Origin of the sequence: Roseiflexus sp. RS-1 (assembly GCF_000016665.1) — a bacterium.
Classification (GTDB): Bacteria; Chloroflexota; Chloroflexia; order Chloroflexales; family Roseiflexaceae; genus Roseiflexus.
The window spans coordinates 5,731,237-5,756,195 of sequence record NC_009523.1 but is presented as its reverse complement, the minus strand read 5'-3'; the positions used below and the strand labels follow the sequence as shown (position 1 = coordinate 5,756,195).

Here is a 24,959-nt window from a genome sequence, read left to right as displayed (position 1 = left end):
ACCCCTGCATCGCTATTCCATACGATACACAGTTTCAGCAAGTCGATAGAGGCGTCGCCAGACGAGGCGATTGATCGCCACGACGGTTATCACCATAGCCAGCGTGGCTGCCAGCAGGCGTGGATAGTCGCCATCGGCGGTGGCGGACGTGATCTGGGCGCCGACGCCGGTACTCTGGTACGTTTGCCCGCCGAAGACCACAAATTCTGCAACAATGCTGGCATTCCATGCGCCGCCGCTGGCGGTGATCATCCCGGTGATCAGGTAGGGAAACAGAGCGGGCAGGATAAGCGTGCGCCAGCGTTGCCATCCGCTCAATTGCAACAGATCGGTCGTATAACGCAGATCCTGCGGGATGGCTGATGCGCCGGCAATCACATTGAACAGCACATACCACTGAGTGCCGAGCAGCATGAGCAAGACCGCGGCGATGTTGAGTCCTCCGGGAATGCTCAGCAGCGCCAACACCAGAACGGGAAACAGCGCCGTAGCCGGAACGGACGCAACGATCTGAATGATCGGTTGCAGTACAGCCGCAGCGCGCGGTTGCATGCCGATATAGACGCCCAGCGGCACAGTCCAGATCAGCGCAATCGCCAGCGCCGCCACGACGCGCAGGAAAGTTGCGCCGAGTCCAATGCCGATGCCGAGCCACTGTTCGGGCGAAACCTGGATCAGCATCCGCCCGCCGAGCAGCGTCCCTGCCACTGCCGCCGCGCCGATGAGCGCCAGAAACAGCCATCCGATCCGGAAGCCGCTGTTCGTGTCGCCGCTCGTGGCGCGGGGCAATGGGAGCAATCGGTCGAACAGCGCATCCAGTGTGCGACCAACCGGTGCAACAACCCCGCCGATCACATCTTTCAGCGTTGCGTGTTGCAACAGATCGTAGAACCACGATTGCGGCGGATTATCGCTTTCAACCATTTCGAGTTTGAACCGATCCGCCCAGACCAGCAGCGGACGCCAGATGAGTTGATCGAGCAGGACAATAACGACGATCAGGGTCGCAATGCCGTAGCCAATGGCTGGCAGGTTCTCTGCATTTGCCGCTGTTTGCAGGTACGCCCCCAGCCCCGGCAGGCGAAAATCACGTGCACCGAGGGTAAAAATCTCGGCTGCCATCAGGAAGAACCATCCGCCAGCCCAACTCATCATACTGTTCCAGATCAGGGCAAGCGCACCAAACGGCAGTTCCAGCGTTGTCAGGCGGCGCCAGCGGGTGAAACGAAAAATACTGCTTGCTTCGCGCAGTTCGCGCGGTACGGTGGTAAGCGACTGATACCATGCGAAGGTCATGTTCCAGACCTGACTGGTGAAGATCAGCACAATCGAGGCGAGTTCGACGGCGATGCCTTCCGGCAGGATAGCGGTAAAACTCAGGAGCACGACCGGCAGGAACGAAAGGATCGGCACACTCTGCAACACATCGAGCAACGGCATCAGCACCCGCTCGGCGCGCGGATTGTAGGCGGCGACGTAGCCGTAGATCAGGGTGAAGCCAAGTGATAGCGCATACGCAGCAGCCATTCGACCCACCGAATGGAATGCGTAGAATGGCAGCGCTGTAATCGACAGACTTATCTCCGGTCCACGCACCTCTGCCGGCGCTGCTTCCGCCAGCCAGATGCCGAGCGCCAGCAACCCGACGATGATCAGCACGATGATGCTATCCGCAGCGGTAATGGTCTTTGAAGAAATAATCCGGTATAGCCCGCGCAGGCGGGCTTTGCCCTGGTTAGCCGAGGGCTTCAGCCCCACGGCTAGCGCAGTATAGCGGATTTAATTTTCAATCTCCATAACCGCGGCCGATCAGGCGGAGTCGGTGTAAAAACGCGACGGGTCGTCGTTGCCATACAGGCTCCAACAAGCAGGGGCAGTGAAAGACACTCGATCGCCGTGCAGCGTTGCAAGGAAAACCGGCGGCATACGGCGCCGCCAGCGCAGCGCGCCAATTGTACCACCAATGTGGCATATCCGTGGGCAAAGCGGGCGGGACTCCTCTGCGTTGTGCAGCAATACGTGCATGCTGAATCTATGGTATAATAGAGCGAGTCCACACTTCATTACTCCTCGTTGGGATGAAGGAGCGAGACCTGCCAGTCGTCCCCCGGCGCGGAGCCGCAGGGAAACCAGCAACACCACAGAGCGTGCGCGTCCGTTTACAGGCAGACAGTGTGATGGCTTGAAATGTGAGCCTTTTGAGATCTTCCGGCGCTTCCTCCCGACACCCCATCGTGCCGGAATACGGAAAGCGAAAGCCCGCATATTGAAAGAGCAGGGCGCAGAGAAACCGGCGAACGCCGGAATGTCGTGACAGCCCGCATATTGAGGAGACAGGTTCAACATTGAGTGCAGAACGATTACAGAAGGTGCTGGCAAGCGCCGGCATTGCGTCGCGGCGTGATTGCGAAGAGTATATCGCCGCAGGGCGTGTCATGGTCAACGGGAAGGTGGTTCGCATTCCTGGTACGCGCGTTGACCCGGAACACGATGAGATACTGGTCGATGGCAGACCGATTGGGAAAATTCATCACCGCACCTATGTGATGCTCCACAAACCTGCTGGCGTGGTCTCCACAACCGACGATCCGCAGGGTCGTCCAACTGTCATCGATCTGGTCAATCTGGAACAACGATTGTTTCCGGTAGGTCGGCTGGATTATGACTCGGAAGGGTTGCTCCTGTTGACCGATGATGGTGAACTGACCCAGAAATTGACCCATCCGAGTTACCAGGTCGAAAAAGAGTACCGTGTGCTCTTGAACGAGGCGCCTTCACCGGCTGCGCTGCGTGCCTGGCGCACCGGTGTCGAACTTGACGGGGTGAAAACTGCGCCTGCGTGGGTCGAGCTGATCGAACGCACGCCCGATGGCGCCTGGGTGCGCGTCATCCTGCACGAGGGGCGCAAGCGCCAGATTCGTGAAGTGGCGCGCGTTTTGGGGTATGAGGTGCGGCGGTTGATCCGTGTACGCGAAGGTCCGCTGACATTGGGCGACCTTCCGAGCGGTACATGGCGTTTTCTTACTGATGAAGAGGTTGATATGTTGCGAGAACACGCCGAACGAAACGCGGCGGTCGCCGAAGCGGAACAGCCGCGTCGGCGTGAACAGGGTGAGACGCAGGTCTCTGGCGGGCGCCGGTTGCGACGCATTACTCCGTCGGCGCGATTGTTGCAGAAGGGCGATCAGGTGACGGACACGACTCTCCCTGATCTCGATGAGGCGGTTGAAAGCGTTCAGCCGCCGCCGGTCGTCGATGAGAGGCGCAGTTCACGGGATAACGAGCGAATCCGCCATGATGAACGTCCGCCACGCGATGTTCGCCATTCCGGGCGGGATGGGTATGGCCGTGAGCAGCGCGACAGGCGCGGTTCAGGCGATGGACGTGGCGATCGGCGGGACGAGCGGGGCGGCGGGTACCGGGAGCGGCGCGATGAGCGGGGCGGCGGATACCGGGAGCGGCGGGAGGAGCGGGGGACGAGTGGACCGCGCGACTTCCGGCGGGATGAGCGGGGCGGCGGGTACCGGGAGCGGCGGGAGGAGCGAGGGGGGAATGGACCGCGCGACTTCCGGCGGGATGAGCGGGGCGGCGGGTACCGGGAGCGGCGGGAGGAGCGAGGGGGGAATGGACCGCGCGACTTCCGGCGGGATGAGCGGGGCGGCGGGTACCGGGAGCGGCGGGAGGAGCGAGGGGGGAATGGACCACGCGACTTCCGGCGGGACGAGCGAAGCGGCGGGTACCGGGAGCGGCGGGAAGAGCGGGGGGCGAATGGACCGCGTGACTTCCGGCGGGATGAGCGAGGCGGCGGGTACCGGGAGCGGCGGGAAGAGCGGGGGGCGAATGGACCGCGTGACTTCCGACGGGACGAGCGAAGCGGCGGGTACCGGGAGCGGCGGGAGGAGCGGGGGGCGAATGGACCGCGTGACTTCCGGCGGGACGAGCGAGGCGGCGGGTACCGGGAGCGGCGGGAAGAGCGGGGGGCGAATGGACCGCGTGATTTCCGACGGAATGAGCGGGGCGGCGGGTACCGGGAGCGGCGGGAAGAGCGGGGGGCGAATGGACCGCGTGATTTCCGACGGGATGAGCGGGGCGGCGGGTACCGGGAGCGGCGAGACGAGCGGAGCGGGTATCGTGGAGAACGACGCAATGATCGCGGCTCGCGGGGGTTTTCGGGCAATGATCGCCCTGCGCCACGTTCTCTCGAGGAAGAAGAGGAGTAAGCGCGACGCCTCGCGCTGAAATGGCGCAGCTGGCTGAATAAAAAGCGCCGGGTGCGGCATTGCCGCACCCGGTTTGCTATGCGGGCGCGACGTCCTTGAACCCCAGATAGGGGGCATCGGCATGCGGGCGCGACGCCCGCGCTCTCAGGAAGTAGGGGGCATCGGCAAGCGGGCACGATGCCCGCGCTCTCAGGAGGTGACTCACAGGGGTGGGTTTTTTGGAAGCCCCTGCGTGTTATCTTCCGTTCCAGGCATCAGGACGTCCAGAATCCCCCTTCTCCCCTTGTGGGAGAAGGGGGCAGGGGGATGAGGGGCACAAGCGCACGGGAATGCAGAAAATCACTCATCTCTCCCAAGAAATCCACCCTTGAGGTTGAACTACACGTCCACCTGCGCCATCGTGGACGTGCTAGCGTGGAGTTGCGAATACCTGCGTCCAGTATCTTCCATACGATCCGCCATCGGCATAGGCGACCCCAATTTCGCGCAGATCACAGTTCAGCATATTTTGTCGATGTCCGGGGCTGCTATACCATCCCTGCACCACATCCCCGGCAGTGCGGTAACCGGCGGCGATGTTCTCAGCCGCACTCCGGTAGGAATACCCGGTTCGCCTGATTCGATCCCAGGGTGTGGAACCGTCTGAGCCGGTGTGGCTGAAGAAGTTGTTCTGCGCCATATCCTGGCTGTGAGCTGCCGCTGCCGCAGTGAGTTGCGGCGACACTGCGAGCGGCGCGCATCCTGCTGCAACACGGTACGCATTGGTGAGATCGACCACCTGCTGCGCCAGCGGCGGCAGAACGCTCGAGTTGCTGCTATCCGTTGTCCCTGGTTTGAGCACGAGCGGCAGATACGCTGTGTGGCTCGCCATGGGCGCATTGCTCGTCTCTGAGTGGATGGAGCTCAGCGTATCATCAGTTGTGGCCGGTTCACCAATGCTGGAGGGGAAATCGGTCGTCGTCTGGGCGAAGAGCGTCGGCGTTGTCAGCGCCAGCACAGCGATAAGCAGCAGAAGGGTAATACGAAGAGCGTAGGGTAAAGAACAATGCATGGAAGCGCTCCCTGAGACGTCCTGGTACAATGCACGTGTTGCACCTCTTTACCTGAATTTTACGGTATGCTTCTTCTCCTGCAAATAGCCCGATAGTCCCCGCTGCCCATAGCTCCTGGTACGCCGGTTGGATAGGTCTGCTGGTTAATGCGCCAGAACGTAGCACATTGGTGCACATTGACGCACAAAGCCCTTGAGTTCGAGCACCGTCAGTGTTGCAGACACTTCGTGGACTGGCATGGATGTGCGTCGTTGCAGATCATCAATATGGAGCGGCTCGTACCCGACCAGCGCCAGCACTGCCGCCTCGACGGGATCGTCGGGCAGAGCGGCACGCACCTCTTGCTGGCTCGCCGCCGTGCTCATGTCGAGCGCTTCGAGAATATCCCCGGCGCACGTCACCAGCCCTGCGCCGTTGCGGATGAGGCGATTGGTTCCTTCAGATCGCGGGCTGAAGATCGGTCCGGGCACGGCGAAGACATCGCGCCCCTGTTCGAGTGCATAATCGACGGTGATCAGCGCACCGCTTTTGACACCGGCTTCCACCACCAGCACGCCGCGCGCCAGTCCGCTGATCAGGCGGTTGCGCACCGGGAACAGTTGGGGTGTCGGTCGTGTGCCGGGCGGGAACTCTGAGATCAGTGCGCCGTGGTCGGTAATACGGCGCGCCAGGGTGTCGTGCCGTTCGGGGTAGACCAGATCGATGCCGCATGGCAGTACCGCCAGCGTTCGACCGCCAGCGTCGAGCGCCGTCGTGTGGGCGATGCTGTCGATGCCCAACGCCAGACCGCTGATGATTGTCACGCCGGCTTCAACCAGTCCGGTCGTCAGGCGGCGGGTCGCCTCGCGCCCGTATGCCGTCGGCTGGCGGGTGCCCACCACGGCGACGCTCCAGGAATCGACGTCGGAGAGAGCGCCACGCACGTAGAGCAACGGCGGCGGGGACGGGACATGGCGCAGCGCGGCGGGGTACGCGGGACTCTCACGATCAATGAGAGCAACTCCGGCGCGCTGGAGACGTTCCATTTCCCGGTCGAGGTCGAGGGTGCGCCGGGTTTCGATCAGCGCCTCGATCAGTTTGGATTCCAACCCAATCGCCATCAGTTCGGTAGCAGAGGCATGCCAGGCTGCTTCGATCGAGCCGCACTGTTCGATCAGGCGATCCAGTCGCACCGGACCAATGCCATTCACGTAGTTGAAACCGAGATAGTAGCGCGTGTTGTCCATGACGCCCCCGATGTTTCTGCAAACGCAACCGATGGCAGCGCTCGCCTGCCGACCGTGTGTAGTATATCGCTTCGACATTACCACAGAGTAACTGTGTTGCTTGTCAAGGGGCGCTCGTATGCACAGCCGGATCCCAGGGCTTTTGCTGACGCAATATTGCGCCGAGAATAGTCAGCAGCTTGCGCATCGCAGCGACGATGGCGACCTTGCGCGGCTTGCCAGCTTGACACAGGCGCTGATCGAAGGCGCGCCTGACCAGACGGCGCCGCGTGGCCGCCAGGGTCGCCATGTACAACACGCTGCGCACATCCCTCCTGCCGCCGGAGATATGCCGGGGTTTGTGCTGTGCGCCGCTCTGATTGGCATACGGCGCAACGCCCACAAAGGCCGCCGCTTCCGTGCGCTTGATGGTCCCCAGTTCGGGCAGGCGGAGCAGCAGGTTCAGTGCGGTGATCGCGCCGATGCCGGGCACGCTTTCGCGCAGCTCCCGTTTCCGGCGCACCTCGTCGGTGCGCTCCGCCTCGTTGTCGCGTTCCTGCTCAAGCGCACGGATCTCCTGATCCAGCCAATCAATATGCTGCTGGATGCCCGGGCGGAGGTTCGGCGCGGCAGCCGTCAACCGATTGATCTCAGCCGTCCGCATCTGAATCACCTGCTCCCGCCGGACCAGCAGGTCGCGCAAGGATGCGCGCTGCTCGTCCGTCGCTTGGTGGTGCGGCGGGCGCACCCGTTCGGCAAAGCGGGCGAGCAACCGGGCATCCAGGCGGTCGGTCTTCGCCTGGCGTCCTTCCGCGTGCGCCAGGGCGCGCACGCGGCGTGGCTGCACCCGCGCCGTCGGCAAGCCAGCCTGGAGCAGTTGGGCGAACACCATGCGCTCCAGCCCGCCGGTCGCCTCCAGCACAATCAGGGTCGGCTGCAGGCGCTGGAGTCGCGTGACCAGGAGCTGGACACCTTCGTCGGTAGACGGTATCGTCTCGCGTGGCGCGTGCGGGTCGGCGCCAAACGCCACATCCAGCGTCTGTTTGGAGACATCAATGCCGATAAAGAGCGACTCACGGGAAGCCATACACAGAACCTCCTGAGGAAAACGGCGCCAGCCTTGCTAGCATATGCGGGTTTGAGGGCCCAGATAACTGTTCGGCTTGGTCGCGTTGAAGGACACGGCTACCCAACACTCCGCGGCGATCTCGTGAACCTGGCGCAGAACGGTATACCGTGTCCCGTTAGATTATACTATCGCGCAGAGGGCGCAGGGTTGCGGCAATGTCGGTCAGATCGGCGTCGAAGCCATACCGTAACGCCAGGTCGTGCGCGCGCTCCCTGAGGGTTGTTACCGGCGCTGGCATACGACCGGCGCCGAACAGCACCAGCGAATGGCGCAGCGGCGCTGCCAGTGTTGTGCGGAAGGACGTGCGGAACACGTGCGCTTTCGCAGCAAAGCGTGGGTCGCTGCGGAGCAGATTGATACCGATAACGCCGCCGGGCAGCAGGCGCTTCTGACAGAGGGCATAGAACTCAGCCGTTGCCAGGTGATCCAGATGGTCGCGCGCATCGCTGAATGCATCCATGAAGATGATGTCGTAGCGGTGCGGCGATTGCCGGAGGTACTCCTGTGCATCGGCGATGTGGAGACGCTGCCGCTCATCGAAGGTCACTCCGAAGTACGTGGCGGCAACCATCTCAAACGCCGGATCGATATCGACATTATCGATAATGACGTTGGGGAGATGCGCGTGGAGCGCCAGTGAGATGCGCCCTCCGCCGAAACCCAGCATGCACACACGGCGCGGTGATGGACGCCAGAGGAGGGTGAGCAGAAGTGCGCGATTGTACGGCGCAAGGAGGTGGAGCGGACGCTCAATGTCGATCCGCGACATCGGTCCATCGAGCGCGCCGCTCGCCGGGTTCAGAAAGAAGAGGCTGATAAAGGTCCCTTCCTTAATGACCCACAGACGCACCTGCGGCAACGAGCGATCGCAAAGAACGCCGTCAGGGAGTGCGCGAAGCCGATCCAGGCGTTCGGCGAGCGCAGCAGTGTACGATGCCAGGCGAGATTGTGCGCTTTCCAAAGCCATGGATGATCCTCCGCGAGACACCCGCTCTGCACACGCGCAGTCGTCAGGACGCGGATACAGACCGTGCTCACCGCTCGCTGCGGGGCCAGATCGTCCACAACGTAGCGCCAGCAGCCGCAACCCACGACCAGAACGCCTCGTCGGCAAAGCCGTTGATCCGCAGCAAGACGCCGCCGATGAACAGCGCCGCTGCGATGATGCCGCCGGAGAGTCGATTGGTCGCCCGCTCGACGCGCTTCATACCGCGTTCGAGACGCGACAGATCGACACGCATTTGCAGTTCACCGCGGTTGGCCGCCTTGTAGTACGCATCCATCTGACGCGGCAGTGTCGCTGCAACCTGGCTGAGCGCTGTCACTTCGCGCCGGATCTCCTCCAGCCAATCGCCATTTTTTCGTTCACGATCAAGCATTGCCTGTGCGAATGGTTGCGTCTCCTCGAACAGGTTAATATCGGGATGTAGCCCGGTCACGATCCCGCTCACCAGACTGATCGCCCGTCCCAGGTAGATCAGGTCTTGTGGTATCTGAAAAGGCAGATCACGCACGAGATGCTCGGTTTCATCGAACAATTTTTCAACGTCGATGTTTGTCAGTTCTCGCTGCGTGCGCGCATAGGTATGACGCAGCACAATCTGCAACGCCTGCACGATCGGGCGTCGGTCGGCGCCCGGCAGGATCATTCCCAGACGGTCGAGAGCGTCGACGATCCGCTCTGGATCGTTGGTCGCCAGTCCAATCACACCGCTCCGCATGATTTCCATGGTCGTCGGCGGCAGATAACCGACCATGCCGCAGTCGAGCAGGATGAGGGTGAAGGGTGCGCCCGGTTTGACGCCATTGGTCTGAGGCGGCGGCGGACCTTCGACGCGCACGAAGATATTACCGGGGTGGGGATCGGCATGGAAGAAGCCATCGAGGAAGAATTGTTTCAGGTAAGCGCGATTGAGCCGGGTTGCGACTTCGGTGCGATCCACGCCGGCGCGCTCGAGCGCAGCGTAATCGCTAATTTTGATGCCGCTGATCCGTTCCATGATCAGCACGCGCCGGGTTGAGAGTTCGGGGTACGGTTTGGGAAAGTAAACCCCTGGCGTATCGGCGAAATTGATCCGAAACCGCAGCGCGTGCTGCGCCTCGCGCTCATAGTCGAGTTCCTCGCGCAGCACACGCGCGAATTCTTCGAATAACAGTTCCAGGTCTGCCCGCCGCCGGATCAACGGGTAGTTCTTGACGATGCGCACCGCCCACAGTACGGCGCTCAGGTCGATCTCGACAATCTCATCGATGCGTGGGCGCTGAATCTTGACGGCAACCGATCGCCCATCGCAGAGTTCACCGTAGTAGACCTGACCGAGCGATGCTGCCGCTACAGGGGTTGGATCGAAACGGGCAAAGATGTCCGCCAGCGGTCTACGGAGTTCGGTGATGAGGGTTTGCAGCACATACGGAAGCGGCGCTGGCGGCACCTCATCCTGCAGGCCGGCCAGTTCATCGGTGATGACTGCAGGGAGGACATCGGCGCGCGCGCTGAGGAACTGACCGAGTTTGATCAGCACGCCTCCCATTCGCACTGCCAGGCGGCGGAAATCGCGTGCGATGCGCTGGTAGCGCCTGATTCCGGTGCGCTGCGCGTACCAGCGCGTCAGCCGGTAGCGGTTGAACAGAATGTCGAAAATGAAGACATGAACGATAACGCGGAAAAAGAACCAGGACACACGAAGAAACCGCCGCCGCCTGGGTACGGGAAAAGGGCGAAGATCGGGCGGCAGCGGCGGAAGGGCAGATATGGCGCCGGTGCTGGAACCGGTCGTTGTCGGCTTTGTGACCGTTTGCACATGTCGTATTATAGCATCACAGAAACCCTCAGCAACGCAGCACGTCTGCGCGAACCAGATACTCATCTCGCACAGCCTCAGGGATCCAGATAGCGCCGTAGAGCTGTGGCAAAAGATCAAGTAACCCGACTCCAGCCAGCTTGATTAATGGGCTTGTATTGCAGACAACTCTGTCATACTCCGCTATAAGGCAGGTAATCTGGCACCGTGCGCTCAGTTCATTATAAACTTAGGGATGACCTCCAGCTTCACAGCGAACGGGACGCCCGTGGTACAATCCCGCTGTACCTTGCCAGAGAAGATGACCTGAATGTTTGGGGTATTCAGAACATGCGCACCAGCGTCTGGCTCGTTCGCCACGGGCAGACCACGCTCAACAAACAACGCCGCTACCAGGGGATCGCCGATAGCCCGCTCACATCGTTTGGCATGCAACAGGCGGAAGCGCTGGCGCGCCGTCTCCGGCGCATTCCCTTCACCGTTGCGTTCGTCAGCCCGACCGGGCGCACGCGCGCCACGGCAACGGTTGTGCTGCGGGGTCGGACGACGACGGTCATCGAAGACGCGCGCTGGAGCGAAACGAACCATGGTCGCTGGGAAGGGTTGACCTACGCTGAGGTGCGTGCGCGCTTCCCCGACGAGGCGGTTGCGCGCTTCGCCGACCCGCTGCATGGACGGGCGCAGGGTGGTGAAAGCCTGGCTGAAGTCAGTGACCGCATCCTGGAGGCATGGCATGCCCTGCTGCGCGACCATCGCGGCGGTCGCATCCTCGTGGTGACCCATGCAACCCCTATCCAGCTCATCCTGTGCCACGTCACCGGTCTGTCGCCGACCGATCACTGGCGCTGGCGCGTCGATCCGGGCAGTCTGACAGCACTCGATGTCTACAACAGCGACGCGATCATTATGCGCGTGGTCAATGAAACGCCGCGCCTGAGGCAGCAGGGGAGCGGTGAGGAACACGATTGAGGGCGACACCCCTGCGCGGTTTACTGTTCACCGCCGAACATATTCAGCAGTATCACACCGATAATGATCAGCACAATGCCGATGACTCCCGCCGTATTCAACTGCTCGCGCCACACGATCACCCCGATGACCGCGATAGCCGCCGTGCCCAGACCCGACCAGATGGCATAGGCGATGCCGAGCGGAATGGTGCGCAGACTGAGCGACATGAGGTAGAATGATGCTCCGTACCCGGCAATGACCAGGAGGGTTGGCAGCAGACGTGTGAAGCCGTCGGTTGCTTTAAGGGCGCTCGTTCCAATAAGTTCGCATACGATTGCGCCGAAGAGGAGCGCCAGCCCGCGAGGATCCATATCACCCCCTTATTGAGACAAGAGTACGCATCGTGTCATCCGAGGATACCACATCACAGCGTGCGCCGCGCAACTGGTGGGGACCGTTCGCTCCCATCGGCGAGGCGCTGCGTTTTCTTACCATTCTTCCCGTTCCGGGTTTGCCGCCAATGAGCGAGGAAGCGATCCCGCAATCAATCCGCTATTTCCCGATTGCCGGTCTGGTGATCGGAGGCATACTCGCTGCGGTTGGTTGGGGCGCTGGCGTGCTATGGAACGAAACGGTACGCGCGGTTGTCCTGGTGGTCGCCTGGGGGGTGTTGACGGCGGGAATGCACCTTGACGGCTTGAGCGACACCTTTGATGGGGTGATGAGCTGGCGTTCGCGTGAACGCAAACTGGAGATCATGCGCGACAGTCGGATAGGGGTGATGGGGGCGCTGGCGCTGGCGGCGGTGCTGGGATTGAAAGCGGCGTTTCTGGCAGGCGCCGGGGACGCCTGGCTCACGGCGGTCGTGCTGGCGCCGGTGCTTGGGCGCTGGGCGGACGTGTACGGCATTGTGCGCTTTCCGCCGGCGCGCGAAGGGGGACTGGGACGCACCTTTCAGTCGTATCTGCGTCCCGGTGATTTTGCTGGCGCCAGCGTCGCAACGCTGGCACTGGCGCTGATTGTGGGCGGCGTTGGCGGCCTGATCGCGCTGGCGCTGGTCTGGATGGTCACCCACCTGCTGGGGCGCTGGTGGACACGCGATCTGGGCGGGTTGACCGGCGACACCTATGGGGCGCTGTGCGAGATCGCCGAAGTCGTGGCCCTGGCAACCCTGACGTTGAGCGCGCCGATGCGTCTGCTGGCGACGTGATGCACTACTCTGGGGGCCACAGGTTCATCACGCTGCGCATGATCGCCAGTTCGCCGATGTGGTACGAATTGTGGGTCGCAATAATGTTAATCTCGCGCAGGATCGTGTGTCGGTATTCGCCGCTATTCGGCAATGGCGCAAACAGATCGACATCGGGATCGTTGATAATAGCCACCAGTTGCTTCTGGTCGGCAAGAAACTGTTCAATCGTGCGGTTCCAGCCGACGAGATCGGTCGTCGCCGATTGGTCGGGCCAGAGATCGTCGGGGAACGTGGGCCAGGTGTAATGGTCGGATCGGATGTACTCCAGAATGTCGCGCTGACAGATGCGCAGATGTTCGAGCAGATGCCAGAAGGTATACGGGCAGTTCGGCAGTCGGGCGTTGATATGCGTTTCAGGAAAACCGGCGACGGCGTCCTCGAAGATCATGTGCGCCTGGCGTTCGGTCAGCATGCGGGTCAGTTGGGTTCGCAATTCTGCACCGGCATCCATTGAGAGGCTCCTTTCACGAGAGATCCGATATTTCGCTGCGCGATCCGCTGCCGGTAAACCGACGCTGATCGTCTGAAAAGGGGGTGGCATGACACATCACGCGCTGCTCGATCGTATGAAGACAAGTATCGATACGTGGGAGACGAATGGTGATCGGAGAGCGATCTTTCTGGCGTGCTACGCCCTGATGACGCGCAACATGCTTGATGGCATTGATGCAGGTCGGTTTGATGACAATAGTTGGGTACACCTGCTCGTGCACAATTTTGCTGAGTACTATTTTATCGCACTGGAAGCGTATGAGCACAACGTTGGATGGTTGCCCGAAGTCTGGAGACAGGCGCATGATCTGACCCGTGTGCCGGAGATGCCGCCGCTGGTGCACCTTTTGCTTGGCGTCAACGCGCACATCAACTGCGATCTGGTGCTGGCGCTCGATGATATGCTGCACGACGAATGGGACGATCTGACGCTCCAGGTGCGCCAATCCAGGCTCGACGATTATCTGCTGGTGAACACGATCATCGGAGAAACTATCGATAGTGTACAGGATCATGTGCTGAAACGCTACTCCCCCGCGATGGGTGTCGTAGACGTCGCATGTGGTCGGCTCGATGAGTGGTGCACTGCCCGCCTGATCCGCAACTGGCGTCGTGATGTCTGGGATCAGGCAGTGACGCTGATACAGACAAAGGATGCGCAGATGCGCGCGGCATTACGACGCCAGGCGGATCTCCAGGCGCTCGGACGTATGCGCCTGGTCGTCGCGGGTGGCGCGTTTGGGGCACGGGTCTTCGGGTATTCACAGCGCTGGTTGCGTCGTCTGCGGATGATGCCGGATCAATAATGCGCGCGGGGGTCGCCTGTGGCAGGAACGCTACCCCCGGCACGCGACTGTCTGAGGATCGGGGTTGCTCTGAACCGGATGGGCAATACTGTTCACCTGGGTGGCCAGTTTCTCTGCGTCGGCGAATCCCAGGTTCACGAAGCGCACCACTCCTGTTGCGTCGATAACCACGGTCGCGGGAGCGGTCAGGATGCCGAGCTGGTCGACCAGGAGCGGATACTCCGACACTGGCAGGGTGCGCACCGTCGCCTGATCGCCCAGATTGGCGCTCAGGCGCGCCAGTGCCGGCGCCTGACGGGTGCGACACTCAACGCAGCCAGGGGTCGAAAAGCCAACCACGGCGGGCTTACCCGGCGGAATGATCCCCGCGAATGGCGTCCTGCGGGCAAGAGAGCGCAAGTGGTGTGAGCGCCATGCACGGATCGCCATCCACGCCAGCGCAATCATCCCAGCAACAGCGACAATGATCAGTAGTCGTTCAATCATCTTTCAGAAGCGCATTCGACACAAGGTGAAACAGTCCGGCTACCGGCTGTGCGCCAGGCGCTGAATCTGGAAGAAAATGAAGCATCCGACGCAGAAGCCGAACACCAGGTTGATCGCCGCAAGCGCAACGACCAGCAGCGCCAGCGCCCATCCAACCGTCGGTGCACCGAGAAACAACGCAAGACTTGCCAGAATGAGCACCGTCGCCCCCATCCCCTGTGCAAAACGGTGCGGCGCCGCATCTTCCTGATGAATATCGGGTCGCAGCAATCCGGCAGGGCGCAACACATCCCGGTAGAGACGCTGGAACAGCGCCAGTGAAGGTGAGATCGCACCAAGCGCCATGATGATTGCTGTTGTTGCTGCCAGCCATGGCATATTGGCGACGAATGCTGCAAGCAAGAGGACGATCATCGCTGCCTGATTGACCCGTAGCGCAGTGCGGTCGAATCCAGGCAGGGTCACGTGATTCTGGTTTACGGACATACCTGCGTTCCTTGAGTGACTTTGACAGATTTCCTGGTATAATCATAGGCAACTTTATCTACTTTGTCAAGTTCTCTCGAGTCGCCCTGCCCGGCTGGATGCGCCGCAGTTCCACCAACGAACGGCTCGACCTGCTCGATGAACCGGTCGGCGACCACGTTCCAGTCATACCCTTCGACCTGCATTCGACCGAAGGCGCCATACGCTGCGCGCTGATCCGGGTTGCGCAGCAGTTCGATCAGCGCTTCCGCCAGTGCGCCGACGTCGCCTGGCGGCACGAGCAATCCGGCGCGGCGATGCGGCACGACTTCGGGGATTGCTGCGGCAGTGGTTGCAACGATCGGCAAACCGCTGGCCATGGCTTCGAGAAAGACGATGCCGAACCCTTCCTGCACGCTCGGCAGGCAGAACACGTCGGCCTGGAAGTACATCTGCGCCACCACGTCGTCATCAGGAATGGCGCCGACCAGGTTCACCGCTGCGCCGAGGCGCAGTTCAGCGGCAAGCGCGCGCAGGCGGGCGTGTTCCGGTCCATCGCCGACAATCACCGCACGCGCTGCGGGAACAGCCGCACGAACCAGTGGCATGGCGCGTAACAGGTCTGCAATATGCTTGCGCGGGTACTGGCGCGCCACACAGAGGATCGTTGCGCCGTCGCTGCGGCGGGGCGTCGCCTGCGCAATGCGTTGCCAGCGCGCCAGATCGATCCCTTCAGGAACTAGCTGCACCCGTTGATGCGCTACGCCGTAGTGTCGCCGGATCGCTTCCCGGCAGTATGCCGAGGTCGTAATGACGCCATCGGCATTGCGCGCGTTGATCCTTTCGAGCCGTGATAGCGACCAGAGCAGGCGCCGCACGAAGCCCCGTTCCTGGCGCGCTTCTTCCGCCAGAACCCCCTTGATGCTCACCAGATACGGGGTGCGTCGTGCGCGCTTCGACCAGAGAAAACCATCGATGTCGAAGCCAACGACAAGATCGTACCGCAGGCGATTGAGGAGCGCTGGCACATACAGGTTGAACAACAGTCGGCGCACTGTCAGGTTGCGGGGCCAGGGCTGGATGGGCGTCAGGCGCGTGACCTGGACGCCGCGCTGCTGGAGTGTGCGTTGCAGTCCGCCGATTGCAACGGCGGTGCCGCTCCCTTCTGCACTTGATTGAACCCACGAATCGATGAAAGCGATGTTCACGATAGCTCTTCCTCCGGTATGATCTCTGGCGATGAGCGAAGCGCTCTGCCGCACAGTTGTACGTTATAGCGGAAGTGGGCGGATGTCTGCGCGGAGGCGGGACATCTGGCGGCGCTAGTCGGCGATCGGTCGGGCGATGACGATGCGGAAGCCGATGTTGTAGCGCCAGTAGTCCGGTGGAAGGTGGCTGCCGCGATACGTGGCGCGTGCGTGGGCGGTGGTGGAGTTGAACGACGATCCGCGCAGAATGTAGTGCCGTCGCTTTTCCGATCCGGTTGCGCTGGACGGGTCGCCGTGGAGTCGTTCCGAGAGCGTGGTTCGCGCTCCGCCCGCCATGTCGCTTCGTCGTGGCGGAGCGTCGATGCTGCTCGCTGTCCATTCCCAGACATTCCCGATCAAATCGTGAACGCCGTAGGGACTGACACTGCCGGGGAAGCATCCCACCGGCGTCGTCGCCCAGCGCGATCGTCCATCCGGTCCGGCGCGGGTCTCGGCGACATTCGCAATTCCGGCGATCCAGTGGTCGCCCCAGGGAAAGCGACGTTTCGCACGCGCGCGGGGTCCCCAGGTCGCCGCCTTCTCCCACTCGGTTTCGAGCGGCAGGCGAACGACCATGCCTGCCGGGAGACGCCCCTCGGCTGCCAGGGTGCGGGTCAGCCATGCGGCATACGCCACGGCGTCATGCCACGTCACCCCAACCACAGGCTGAGCAGGATTGTTGAAGCGCGGATCGTACCAGTAGTGCGGTTTGGGATGTCCAGGGCGCGCCGCCAGGAAACGCGCGTACTCCGCATTGGTGACCGGGTAGACGCCGATCTGATACGAGGGCAGATCGATCCGCTGCGCCGGTCGTTCTTCGTCGTAGGGTGCATCATTGGCGCCAAACACGAAAACGCCAGCGTCAATCTGCGCCAGCGGCGGCAGTGGATCGGCAAATCGCGGGTCGCCCAGGCGACCGAGCATCAGTCCAGCACGCACCCGATCCTCAACCGCAACGGTCAGATCGGCGATCATCGTCAACAGGCGCTGCTGAACCTCACGCAGCACGTCCGGGTAACGCTGCGGGTCGATTGCTTCCAGGCAGGAGGCTGCCAGGAGCGCCGCCTGTTCAGGACGCGCGGTTGAAGCGCCGGCGCCGGGTCGGAGGGCATGGCGCGCAGGTTTTGCCGATTGCCGTGACGGTTTCTTCTTTGCAGCGCCTGCATCTCCTGCGTCCCGGTTGCGGTCTGGTCGTCCGATCAGATGCCACAGCGTCGCAGCGCCGGCGTCTTCCTCCTTCTCAGTGTGGCGGGAAGGCTGCAACGAGGGATCGCTGGTGCGCAGCCACAGCGCGAGTGTCAGCGTTTCGTGCCAGGTCGGGGTATCAACATAGGGCGCAATCGTCGCCTCAAAGTCGGCGGCGCGCGCCAGGGCATGCGCCGCCAGAAACATGCGCAGCGCGCGCTGCGGCATCGTGTATGCCTGCGGAGGCGTATCGCGTTCGGGATCGACGAGCAACCCGACATCAAGCGCACGCTCGATAATCGCCGCTACCTGCGCATCATCGGCGTCCGGCGCGCCATCGCGCACCAGTCGCTCGACGATCGGGCGGGTCAGCGTCGCCGGATGCGCATCATCGTCGGTCGCACGTTGCAGCGCCAGCGCCAGTGGAGCAAGCGCGGCGACGGGCGGCGCTGCTTCGCCCCACAGCGCAGCCAGCGCGCGCTGGTAGACCACGGCGCGCGCTGCCGGGAGCGTCTGTCCGTCCGCGTCGGCAACAACCGCAATCGCCAGCGCGAGCGGCTCGAAGGTCAACGCGCGCAACCCGTCGTCGATCAGCAGTCGCCCCTGAAGATCGGCGATCTGTTCGGCAATCGACCCGCCCCGCTGCGGCGCCGTTGGCGCGCCGACCTGCACGGCCTGATCGCGCACAACCCGGCGTCGGCTGAGTGCGGTCAACAGGCGGGCGACCATCTCATCGACATGGGCGCGCTCAAGGGGTGCGAAATGCACCAACTGGAACCCATGAGCGTGCAGCAGACGCCCCGGCGGCAGGTCGGCAGTCGCATACGGGCGACAGGCGCACACATAGCGGTTGGCAGGAAAAGCGGCGACGATCTGCGTGACGACCGGCGCGTTGTATGGCGTCACGCCATCGATAACCACCAGCGCCTCGCCAGCGTGGAGCGCCTGCAGCACCATTCCTGCGTGCGTCGCAAGATCGTTTACGTGCAACTGCGCTTCAATCAGCGACCGGGGATCGGCGCCCGGATCGATCTGCGACGGCATCTCGATCACGACGGGCAGCGGAATCGGCAGCGACCAATCGACGAGCGGAGTTGCGGCGCCCTCCGGTTCTCCCGTGACTGCCGCGGCGCATGCCAGCGCCAGGCGACGCACCGCCATGCTCTTCCCGCTGCCAGCGCCCCCTTCGAGCGCCAGGCGCGCGCGCGGTATGCGCGCAAGATCGGCGAGTGTCTGGGGAGAACCTGCACTGTCGCGCACAGGAACAACCGCCCGCTCGACATAGATTTCCGTCAGCGGGAGATGACCAATGCCAAATGCTGCGAGACCGGCAATCGGGGCCGAACGAAGCAACTGGCCCGCAATGGCTCGATGGCACTTCAACGCAGTGCTGTGATACAGGCAAACCGGACAGATCGCCCCCAGGCGCCGTTTGGGACAGATGCGCACAGGTTCGAGATATTATACCGCTTTTTCTACAGTACATCGTAAGTTTTTGTGCAGTTCGCCGTATCTACTATCAGGTGTAAAGATTTTCTTTCGTTTGCCTTGCACCTTGACACGCGCGCCTGTCTGTGCTATTCTTGCCGCGCTATATTTAGGAAGCGCTTCCGGTTAACCAATACAATATGTGGATAACTTCTGTGAAACCATTGCCTCTTGCTCCCCGTTAGGAACGAGAGACCGTTTCACCCGGCTTTACAATAACTGAATTGCTTTCCGTAGCGACAGACGGTGCACAGTATCGGCGCACCCGATGCATGCACCGTTGGGTGTGATCTGTCTCAGGAGGTCAGGCAAGATGACGCAGTCGAACACAGAATTTAACGGAACACGCAGCAACGGATCGACCGACACTCTTCACCCGGATGTTGTCGTTCCGACGATGATCATCAAGCGGGATGGGCGTGTGGTTCCGTTTGACGTCTCGCGGATCGAGAATGCGATGGCGCGCTGCTTTGCCAGTTTTGGGCGCATACCCGACACGCCCATCCCCGAACTGGCGCAGCGGGTCGTCAATATCGTCGCCGCCAGGTTGCAGGGCCGGCCGCCGACCGTCGAGGGCGTGCAGGACATCGTCGAGATGGTGTTGCAGGCGGCGGGTGAGTTCGAGGCTGCCAAGCGCTATATTCTGTACCGCGCCGAGCGCGCCAGGGAGCGTGAGCGTCGTCCTGTTCCCGACCATGTGCGGCGTGCGTTCGATGAAGCGCGGGTGTATTTCCCGACTGCATTGCAGCAGTTTCAGTTTTTCGACAAGTACTCGCGCTTCAATTACGAGTTAGGGCGGCGCGAAACCTGGATCGAAACCGTTGATCGGGCGGTCGATTATCTCTACGAACTGGCAGGTGATCGTCTCCCGCGCGAAACATACGAACGCATCCGGCGCAACATTCTCGAAATGCGCTCGATGCCGTCGATGCGCCTGCTGGCGATGGCCGGTCCTGCCGCTCGTCGCAATGCGGTGGCGATCTACAACTGTAGTTATCAACCTGTCGAGAGCATCGATTCGTTCGTCGAGGCGTTGATCATTTCGATGGCAGGATGTGGTGTTGGCTTTTCGGTCGAGAGCCGGTACGTCGAGAACTTCCCGCGTATCAAACGTCAGACAGGGAAGCCGCCGGTCACCTTTGTCGTCGAAGATTCGGCGGAAGGATGGGCCGATGCGCTGCGCTACGGGCTGGAGACCTGGTTTGAGGGCGGCGATGTGCATTTCGACCTGTCGCACCTGCGACCGGCAGGGGCGCCATTGCGCACCAAAGGCGGGCGTGCTTCCGGTCCCGAACCGTTCCGCGCCATGCTCGATTTCGTGCGCAACCGCATTTTTGCCCGGCAGGGGAGTTTCCTGCGTCCGATCGACGCCCACGACATCATGTGCGCGGTCGGCAATGCGGCAGTGAGCGGCGGCGTGCGGCGTACAGCGATGATCTCCCTTTTCGACTACGATGACGATGAGATGCGCCTGGCGAAGGCAGGTGATTTCGAGCGCGAGAACAGCCAGCGCTGGAATGCCAATAACTCGGCGGTCTGGCCCCGCGGCGGGTTGACACAGCGCGAGTTCATTCGCCATTTTATGGAAATGATCGAGTCGCAGCGCGGCGAACCAGGTATTTTCAACCGTGAGGCCGCCAACCTGATGAAACCGGCGCGACGCAAGGAGGCAGATTTCGGAACCAACCCCTGCGGTGAAATTGTGTTGCGCCCGTGGCAGTTCTGCAACCTGAGCGCTGCCGTCGCCCGCGTTGATGACACCTTCGAGACGCTCCGCGACAAAGTCGAGGTGGCAACGATCATCGGCACGATCCAGTCGCTGGCGACCCACTTCCCCGGCTTGCGCCCGATGTGGAAGCAGAATTGCGAGGAGGAGCGTCTGCTCGGCGTCGATATTACGGGGCAGATGGATAGTCCTGTCGCACAGGATGCGCAGGTCAAGCGGCGCCTGAAGGAGATTGCCATCGAGGTCAACCGGCAGACTGCGCTCAGCCTGGGCATTAACCCGTCAGCGGCGATCACATGCGTGAAACCGAGCGGCAACTCATCGCAACTGCTCGACTGCTCTTCCGGTCTGCATGCCCGCTGGGCGCCGTACTACATCCGCAATGTGCGCGTCTCGGCGCACTCGCCGCTGTTCAAGGTGTTGCGCGACGCTGGCGTGCCGATGGACCCGGAGAACGGTCAGACGCGCGAAGATGCCACGACCTGGGTCATCCACTTCCCGGTCAAATCACCGGATGGCGCAATTACGCGCAACCAGCGTTCAGCCATCGAGCAGTGCGAATACTGGTTGCAGAATAAACTGTACTGGACCGAGCATAATCCGTCGTGCACCGTCACCTACAAGCCAGACGAGGTGATCGATCTGATGAAGTGGGTATGGGATCACCGCGATATGATCGGCGGGCTGACCTTCCTGCCATCGTTCGATGCACAGTATGCGCAAATGCCTTACGTTGAGATCACGAAGGAAGAGTACGAGCGGCTGGCGGCGGAGTTCCCGGAGATCGATTTCAGCAAGATCTGGCGCTATGAGGAAGAAGACCTGACGACCGCCGCGCAGGAACTGGCGTGCATGGCTGGCGTGTGCGAGGTTGAGGTTCCGCCTTCGGCGTAAAACACCCGAGAATCGATCAGGGGCGCAGCGTGTGCTGCGCCCCTGATTCTTCGTGAGATGCACCTTTACCGGAACAGGCAGGAACGTCCTGGCTCAATCGAGGACATACACCTCCGTGATCGCTCTGACTTCTGGAAGGCAGTGTCCTGCCAACGCTATCCACGCGCCAGAAGGTAGTCATGCGCTGCCAGCGCGGCGCGCGCCCCTTCACCGATCGCTATCAGGGTGTGTTCGCCGTACACCGTCGTCACATCACCAGCGGCGAACAAACCAGGCAGCGATGTGGCATTCCGTTTGTCCACAATAATGAACCCATCCGCATCGGTTTCGACCAGTCCCTTGACCATCGCCGAATTCGGCGTCAACCCGACATCGGCGAAGGCGGCATCGACCGGGAGCCGACGCACCTTTTCTTCGTGCTCGACCACCACCGTATCAACCGACGAATTGCCGGTCACTTCCTTGACCGTAAACCCTTCGAGAATCTCGACATTCGGGCGTTTCCGCAGAACGGCAACGATCGGGTCGTCGGCAGGAAATGCGGGTGCCACCAGGTACAGTCGGGCGACCGTCCGGGCAAGCTCAGCAGCGCCGCGCAGCGCACGCTGGGTGCATCCGATGACAACCGCAGTCTTCCCGGCGAGTGCGCGGGCGAACGTTACCGGCGTATAACCGATGCCGTGGTTGATGAATTCGCGTCCCGGCGCTTCGATCTGCTTTGGTACGGCGCCAGACGCGACAATCACTGCCGCTGCGTGCAGTGTTCCAGAACGCTCCGTCTCGATCTTGAAGATATCGCCCTCCTTCGAGACCTGACGCACGCGGTCGAACAGGGCGCGTCCACGTTGTGTCGTCACCTGACGCTCAAATGCCTCCACCGTTTCTGCACCCAGACGGGTAATCTCTTCCGGTGTCGTTTCGGGCGTATCGAGGTGTACGAGAATATGCCCCACCAGAAAATCGGTGTCGGCGTGGATGGTGAACTTCTGATTAATCTTTCCGCCCAAATTTTCGTAGATGACCATGACATCGAGTTGTTTGTCGAGGGCGTAGGCCGCTGCCGCCAGGCCGGCGGCGCCACCGCCGACGATAATCAGGTCGTGCATGCTCCCCCTCCTTGGTTTTGTCCATCTGCTGCAAACCGGCATCAAAGCCGGGAACGACCGACAGGCATCGTACTTATCCTTTGAGACGAGTTCGCGTCAGCGTCAACACCCCCTCTACCTCTTCTTCGAGGCCAATCAGCAGATCTTCCGCCTGAGCGCGCGCTTCTCGCGCAAAGATCTGGTCTTCGATCACCGTCAGGTTGCTTTCGACATTGATCAATGCTGCCGGAACTGCCGCACGGATCAGGAGCGCAGCCGCAGCGACATCCGTCACTGCCGTGCGGTTGCCGTAGCGGGCAAGGGGAGCGCACAGCGGCAGCAGTGCAGATGCAGCGCGCGCGGTACGCAGCGGGATCTCGGTCGCCTGGCGCATCACCCTCTGGATCGCAGCCCGGCGGCTCGCTGCGTCCGCTTCGGTGGTGCGCGGAAGTTTGTAGACTGCCGAGAGTTGATTGAACACATCAATATCAGCCTGCGCCAGTTGTTGCAGTTCAGCGCGATACGCCTCTGCGCGCTCACGGATGGTTTTGGCTTCCGCCTCGAAATCGGCGTACTGCTTCTTTCCGATCGTCAGGTCGCACACCATCGTGATCAACCCCGCCGCCATCGCGCCGGTCAGCGCCGCCACACTGCCGCCGCCCGGCGTTGGCGCGCTGCTGGCAAGACGATCAAGAAACTGACCAATAGTGGTCTCAAGAAGTTTGTCGCTCATGCGTGCCTCCCTGGTCATACGCTGTTCGTGGAGTGCGCCGGGCGTCAGCCGCTGATCGCAGCTGGCTGGCGACGGCGCTGCGTACAACGCTCTGCTGTGCGCCGCTGCGCAAATCTTTCACAACGACTTCCCCGCGCGCCAGTTCGTCGGGACCGATCACCAGCGCATACGGGATGCCGCGCCGATCAGCATACTGAAGTTGTTTGCCAAGTTTTTCGGAAGGATCGAGCGCTGTCTCGACCAACAGACCTGCCCGACGCAACTCCTGTGCCAGGCGCAGACTCTCCGCAGCCATATCGGGGTTGAAAAGCGTTACAAACGCCGTCGCAATCGTGCGCGACGCCGGTCCCATGCCCAACTCCTCCATCACATCGTGCAACCGTTCGATGCCAAACGCCAGCCCGACTGTCGGGATCGAGCGCCCGGCGAACATGCCGATCAACTCATCGTAGCGCCCGCCGCCAAGCAGCGATCCCATCGGCGGATTTTGAACAATCGACTCAAAGACGGCGCCGGTGTAGTACGACAACCCGCGCGCCAGGCGCGGCGCAATGACGATCCGTTCTTCAGGAACCCCCATCGCGCGTGCATAGCCGATAATCGCCCGCACATTGTCGATTGCCTGGAGCGCCCGTTCGTCTCCCTGCAATTGCTGCGCCAGGGCGTTCAGCACCTCATCAGCATCGCCCTGCAGGTCGATCAGCGCCAGGATACGTTCGGCAGCGGCAGTACTTACGCCGCTCTGGAGCAGGTCGTTTCGCACCCCATCGATGCCGATCTTATCGAGTTTATCGATGGCGCGGTAAACGTCGCCCGCCGCAGCATCGTCAAGACCGGAAACGCGCGCAATGCCGCCAAGGATCTGGCGATGGCTGATCAATGTCGTAAAACCGGTGAATCCAAGCGCTGTCAGCGCATCGGTCAATACAGCGAGGATTTCTGCATCGGCGAGCGGCGACGCCGAACCGACGATATCGATATCCGCCTGCCACAACTCACGGTAGCGACCACGACCGGGGCGTTCGCCGCGGTAACTCTGCCCGATCGCGTAGCGCCGCCAGGGGAACAGCAGTTGACCCTGATACTGCGCCACAACCCGCGCCAGCGGCACGGTCTGATCGTAGCGCAACGCCACTTTGCGCCCACCGTGATCCTCAAAGCGATAGATCAATTTCTCATCGTCGCCGATTTTGCCATCGAGCGTTTCAGCATATTCGACGACAGGCGTTTGCAACGGCTCGAAGCCATACCGCTCGAAGACGGACGTCAGCGTATCGATGATATACTGCCGCAGGATCATCGCCGATGGCAGATGATCACGCATGCCTCGAATGTTCTGAACCCGGTTGGACATGGAACCTCATTGTTGTGTGGTGTCGTGCGTGGTTGTACGCTCATGCGGTGCAAGAAACACGAAGCCCTGCTTTGCCGCTGCCTGCAGGATCATGATACCACAACCGGATACAGTCAGACGCGAAAATAAGGCGGGAAGCGGGAAGGGTGCGAGTGGAAAAGCGGCAGGTTCTGCGGTGCACGAGGAATGGCGAGAAGGTGAACGGTGAAATGTAGCAGGCAGGAAGGGAAATCCGTTGGCACCTGACCCCCAGGCCGTTTTCTCAATGGCAAGTCAAGAAGGTGAACGGTGAGACGCAGCAACCACGAAGGGAAGAATTCTTGCACGCAACCTGACTTTTACTCCCTTCCTGGTTCTCAGTTCTCGGCTCTCAGTTCTCGGTTCCTGG

General features: G+C 61.7%; 20 protein-coding genes. 5 read left to right on the top strand and 15 right to left on the bottom strand.

The annotated features are described in order from the left end of the window. Positions 1-12: 12 nt before the first annotated feature. On the bottom strand, positions 13-1,758 hold the full coding sequence (locus ROSERS_RS23605) for an ABC transporter permease (protein WP_011959261.1): 1,746 nt from the start codon (positions 1,756-1,758) through the stop codon (positions 13-15). 587 nt (positions 1,759-2,345) lie between these two features. On the opposite strand from ROSERS_RS23605, the gene ROSERS_RS25495 reads away from it, so the two are divergent. Beyond that, positions 2,346-4,220 carry a pseudouridine synthase gene (locus ROSERS_RS25495; RefSeq protein WP_011959260.1) on the top strand — a complete coding sequence of 625 codons (1,875 nt, stop codon included), beginning with the start codon at positions 2,346-2,348 and terminating at the stop codon, positions 4,218-4,220. A 409-nt stretch (positions 4,221-4,629) separates the two neighbouring features. On the opposite strand, the gene ROSERS_RS23585 is transcribed toward ROSERS_RS25495, so the two are convergent. The 5 genes from ROSERS_RS23585 to ROSERS_RS23565 form a co-directional block, all read right to left on the bottom strand. Continuing rightward, entirely contained in the window at positions 4,630-5,271 is a 642-nt protein-coding gene (locus ROSERS_RS23585; RefSeq protein ID WP_011959259.1) for a CAP domain-containing protein, read from the bottom strand. A 144-nt stretch (positions 5,272-5,415) separates the two neighbouring features. Beyond that, complete coding sequence (gene dprA / locus ROSERS_RS23580) at positions 5,416-6,498, bottom strand: DNA-processing protein DprA (protein WP_011959258.1); 1,083 nt, start codon at positions 6,496-6,498, stop codon at positions 5,416-5,418. A gap of 103 nt (positions 6,499-6,601) precedes the next feature. Continuing rightward, a complete protein-coding gene (locus ROSERS_RS23575; protein ID WP_011959257.1) occupies positions 6,602-7,564 on the bottom strand; it encodes an IS110-like element ISRfsp2 family transposase in 963 nt (320 codons plus the stop codon). Positions 7,565-7,721: 157 nt separating this feature from the next. Beyond that, on the bottom strand, positions 7,722-8,573 hold the full coding sequence (locus ROSERS_RS23570; protein ID WP_011959256.1) for a fused MFS/spermidine synthase: 852 nt from the start codon (positions 8,571-8,573) through the stop codon (positions 7,722-7,724). Between the two features lie 67 nt (positions 8,574-8,640). Further along, positions 8,641-10,287 carry an ABC1 kinase family protein gene (locus ROSERS_RS23565; protein ID WP_232282726.1) on the bottom strand — a complete coding sequence of 549 codons (1,647 nt, stop codon included), beginning with the start codon at positions 10,285-10,287 and terminating at the stop codon, positions 8,641-8,643. 450 nt (positions 10,288-10,737) lie between these two features. Between ROSERS_RS23565 and ROSERS_RS23560 the strand changes: the two genes are divergently transcribed. Next, entirely contained in the window at positions 10,738-11,376 is a 639-nt protein-coding gene (locus ROSERS_RS23560) for a histidine phosphatase family protein (protein ID WP_041334432.1), read from the top strand. A 20-nt stretch (positions 11,377-11,396) separates the two neighbouring features. Here the strand turns inward: ROSERS_RS23560 and ROSERS_RS23555 are convergent, their stop codons facing one another. Then, entirely contained in the window at positions 11,397-11,729 is a 333-nt protein-coding gene (locus ROSERS_RS23555; RefSeq protein ID WP_011959253.1) for a DMT family transporter, read from the bottom strand. A 32-nt stretch (positions 11,730-11,761) separates the two neighbouring features. On the opposite strand from ROSERS_RS23555, the gene cobS reads away from it, so the two are divergent. Then, positions 11,762-12,568, top strand: coding sequence for an adenosylcobinamide-GDP ribazoletransferase (gene cobS, locus ROSERS_RS23550; protein WP_011959252.1), 807 nt, complete (start codon positions 11,762-11,764; stop codon positions 12,566-12,568). Between the two features lie 4 nt (positions 12,569-12,572). Here cobS and ROSERS_RS23545 read toward each other — a convergent pair whose 3' ends face one another. Then, positions 12,573-13,061, bottom strand: coding sequence for a DinB family protein (locus tag ROSERS_RS23545; RefSeq protein ID WP_011959251.1), 489 nt, complete (start codon positions 13,059-13,061; stop codon positions 12,573-12,575). 88 nt (positions 13,062-13,149) lie between these two features. On the opposite strand from ROSERS_RS23545, the gene ROSERS_RS23540 reads away from it, so the two are divergent. Further along, positions 13,150-13,908 (top strand): DUF5995 family protein, encoded by a 759-nt coding sequence (locus tag ROSERS_RS23540; RefSeq protein WP_011959250.1) that lies wholly within the window; start codon positions 13,150-13,152, stop codon positions 13,906-13,908. 30 nt (positions 13,909-13,938) lie between these two features. Here ROSERS_RS23540 and ROSERS_RS23535 read toward each other — a convergent pair whose 3' ends face one another. From ROSERS_RS23535 to ROSERS_RS23520, 4 genes are all read right to left on the bottom strand, one after another. Further along, positions 13,939-14,394 (bottom strand): TlpA family protein disulfide reductase, encoded by a 456-nt coding sequence (locus ROSERS_RS23535; RefSeq protein WP_011959249.1) that lies wholly within the window; start codon positions 14,392-14,394, stop codon positions 13,939-13,941. Positions 14,395-14,433: 39 nt separating this feature from the next. After that, positions 14,434-14,880: a DUF4395 domain-containing protein gene (locus ROSERS_RS23530; RefSeq protein ID WP_011959248.1), complete on the bottom strand. Its 447-nt coding sequence runs from the start codon at positions 14,878-14,880 to the stop codon at positions 14,434-14,436. Then, positions 14,871-16,067, bottom strand: coding sequence for a glycosyltransferase family 4 protein (locus tag ROSERS_RS23525; protein ID WP_011959247.1), 1,197 nt, complete (start codon positions 16,065-16,067; stop codon positions 14,871-14,873). Before ROSERS_RS23525 ends, ROSERS_RS23530 begins: the two co-directional genes overlap by 10 nt. Positions 16,068-16,181: 114 nt before the next feature. Next, on the bottom strand, positions 16,182-18,644 hold the full coding sequence (locus ROSERS_RS23520) for an SUMF1/EgtB/PvdO family nonheme iron enzyme (RefSeq protein ID WP_232282725.1): 2,463 nt from the start codon (positions 18,642-18,644) through the stop codon (positions 16,182-16,184). A gap of 448 nt (positions 18,645-19,092) precedes the next feature. Between ROSERS_RS23520 and ROSERS_RS23515 the strand changes: the two genes are divergently transcribed. Beyond that, positions 19,093-21,399 (top strand): ATP cone domain-containing protein, encoded by a 2,307-nt coding sequence (locus ROSERS_RS23515; RefSeq protein ID WP_011959245.1) that lies wholly within the window; start codon positions 19,093-19,095, stop codon positions 21,397-21,399. Positions 21,400-21,554: 155 nt separating this feature from the next. On the opposite strand, the gene ROSERS_RS23510 is transcribed toward ROSERS_RS23515, so the two are convergent. The 3 genes from ROSERS_RS23510 to hisS form a co-directional block, all read right to left on the bottom strand. Beyond that, positions 21,555-22,505 (bottom strand): NAD(P)/FAD-dependent oxidoreductase, encoded by a 951-nt coding sequence (locus tag ROSERS_RS23510; RefSeq protein WP_011959244.1) that lies wholly within the window; start codon positions 22,503-22,505, stop codon positions 21,555-21,557. 73 nt (positions 22,506-22,578) lie between these two features. Then, positions 22,579-23,217: a cyclodeaminase/cyclohydrolase family protein gene (locus ROSERS_RS23505; RefSeq protein ID WP_011959243.1), complete on the bottom strand. Its 639-nt coding sequence runs from the start codon at positions 23,215-23,217 to the stop codon at positions 22,579-22,581. Further along, entirely contained in the window at positions 23,198-24,571 is a 1,374-nt protein-coding gene (hisS, locus tag ROSERS_RS23500) for a histidine--tRNA ligase (protein ID WP_011959242.1), read from the bottom strand. The genes ROSERS_RS23505 and hisS overlap by 20 nt, the downstream gene beginning before the upstream one ends. Positions 24,572-24,959 lie beyond the last annotated feature (388 nt).

Bases quoted from the DNA above. Each gene is read 5' to 3' on its own strand.
- ROSERS_RS23535 (WP_011959249.1), bottom strand. From the start codon at position 14,394: ATGATTGAACGACTACTGATCATTGTCGCTGTTGCTGGGATGATTGCG.
- hisS (WP_011959242.1), bottom strand. From the start codon at position 24,571: ATGTCCAACCGGGTTCAGAACATTCGAGGCATGCGTGATCATCTGCCA.
- ROSERS_RS23555 (WP_011959253.1), bottom strand. From the start codon at position 11,729: ATGGATCCTCGCGGGCTGGCGCTCCTCTTCGGCGCAATCGTATGCGAA.
- ROSERS_RS23505 (WP_011959243.1), bottom strand. From the start codon at position 23,217: ATGAGCGACAAACTTCTTGAGACCACTATTGGTCAGTTTCTTGATCGT.
- ROSERS_RS23560 (WP_041334432.1), top strand. From the start codon at position 10,738: ATGCGCACCAGCGTCTGGCTCGTTCGCCACGGGCAGACCACGCTCAAC.
- ROSERS_RS23570 (WP_011959256.1), bottom strand. From the start codon at position 8,573: ATGGCTTTGGAAAGCGCACAATCTCGCCTGGCATCGTACACTGCTGCG.
- ROSERS_RS23510 (WP_011959244.1), bottom strand. From the start codon at position 22,505: ATGCACGACCTGATTATCGTCGGCGGTGGCGCCGCCGGCCTGGCGGCA.
- ROSERS_RS23515 (WP_011959245.1), top strand. From the start codon at position 19,093: ATGACGCAGTCGAACACAGAATTTAACGGAACACGCAGCAACGGATCG.
- ROSERS_RS23575 (WP_011959257.1), bottom strand. From the start codon at position 7,564: ATGGCTTCCCGTGAGTCGCTCTTTATCGGCATTGATGTCTCCAAACAG.
- ROSERS_RS23585 (WP_011959259.1), bottom strand. From the start codon at position 5,271: ATGCATTGTTCTTTACCCTACGCTCTTCGTATTACCCTTCTGCTGCTT.
- ROSERS_RS23545 (WP_011959251.1), bottom strand. From the start codon at position 13,061: ATGGATGCCGGTGCAGAATTGCGAACCCAACTGACCCGCATGCTGACC.
- ROSERS_RS23540 (WP_011959250.1), top strand. From the start codon at position 13,150: ATGACACATCACGCGCTGCTCGATCGTATGAAGACAAGTATCGATACG.
- ROSERS_RS23530 (WP_011959248.1), bottom strand. From the start codon at position 14,880: ATGTCCGTAAACCAGAATCACGTGACCCTGCCTGGATTCGACCGCACT.
- dprA (WP_011959258.1), bottom strand. From the start codon at position 6,498: ATGGACAACACGCGCTACTATCTCGGTTTCAACTACGTGAATGGCATT.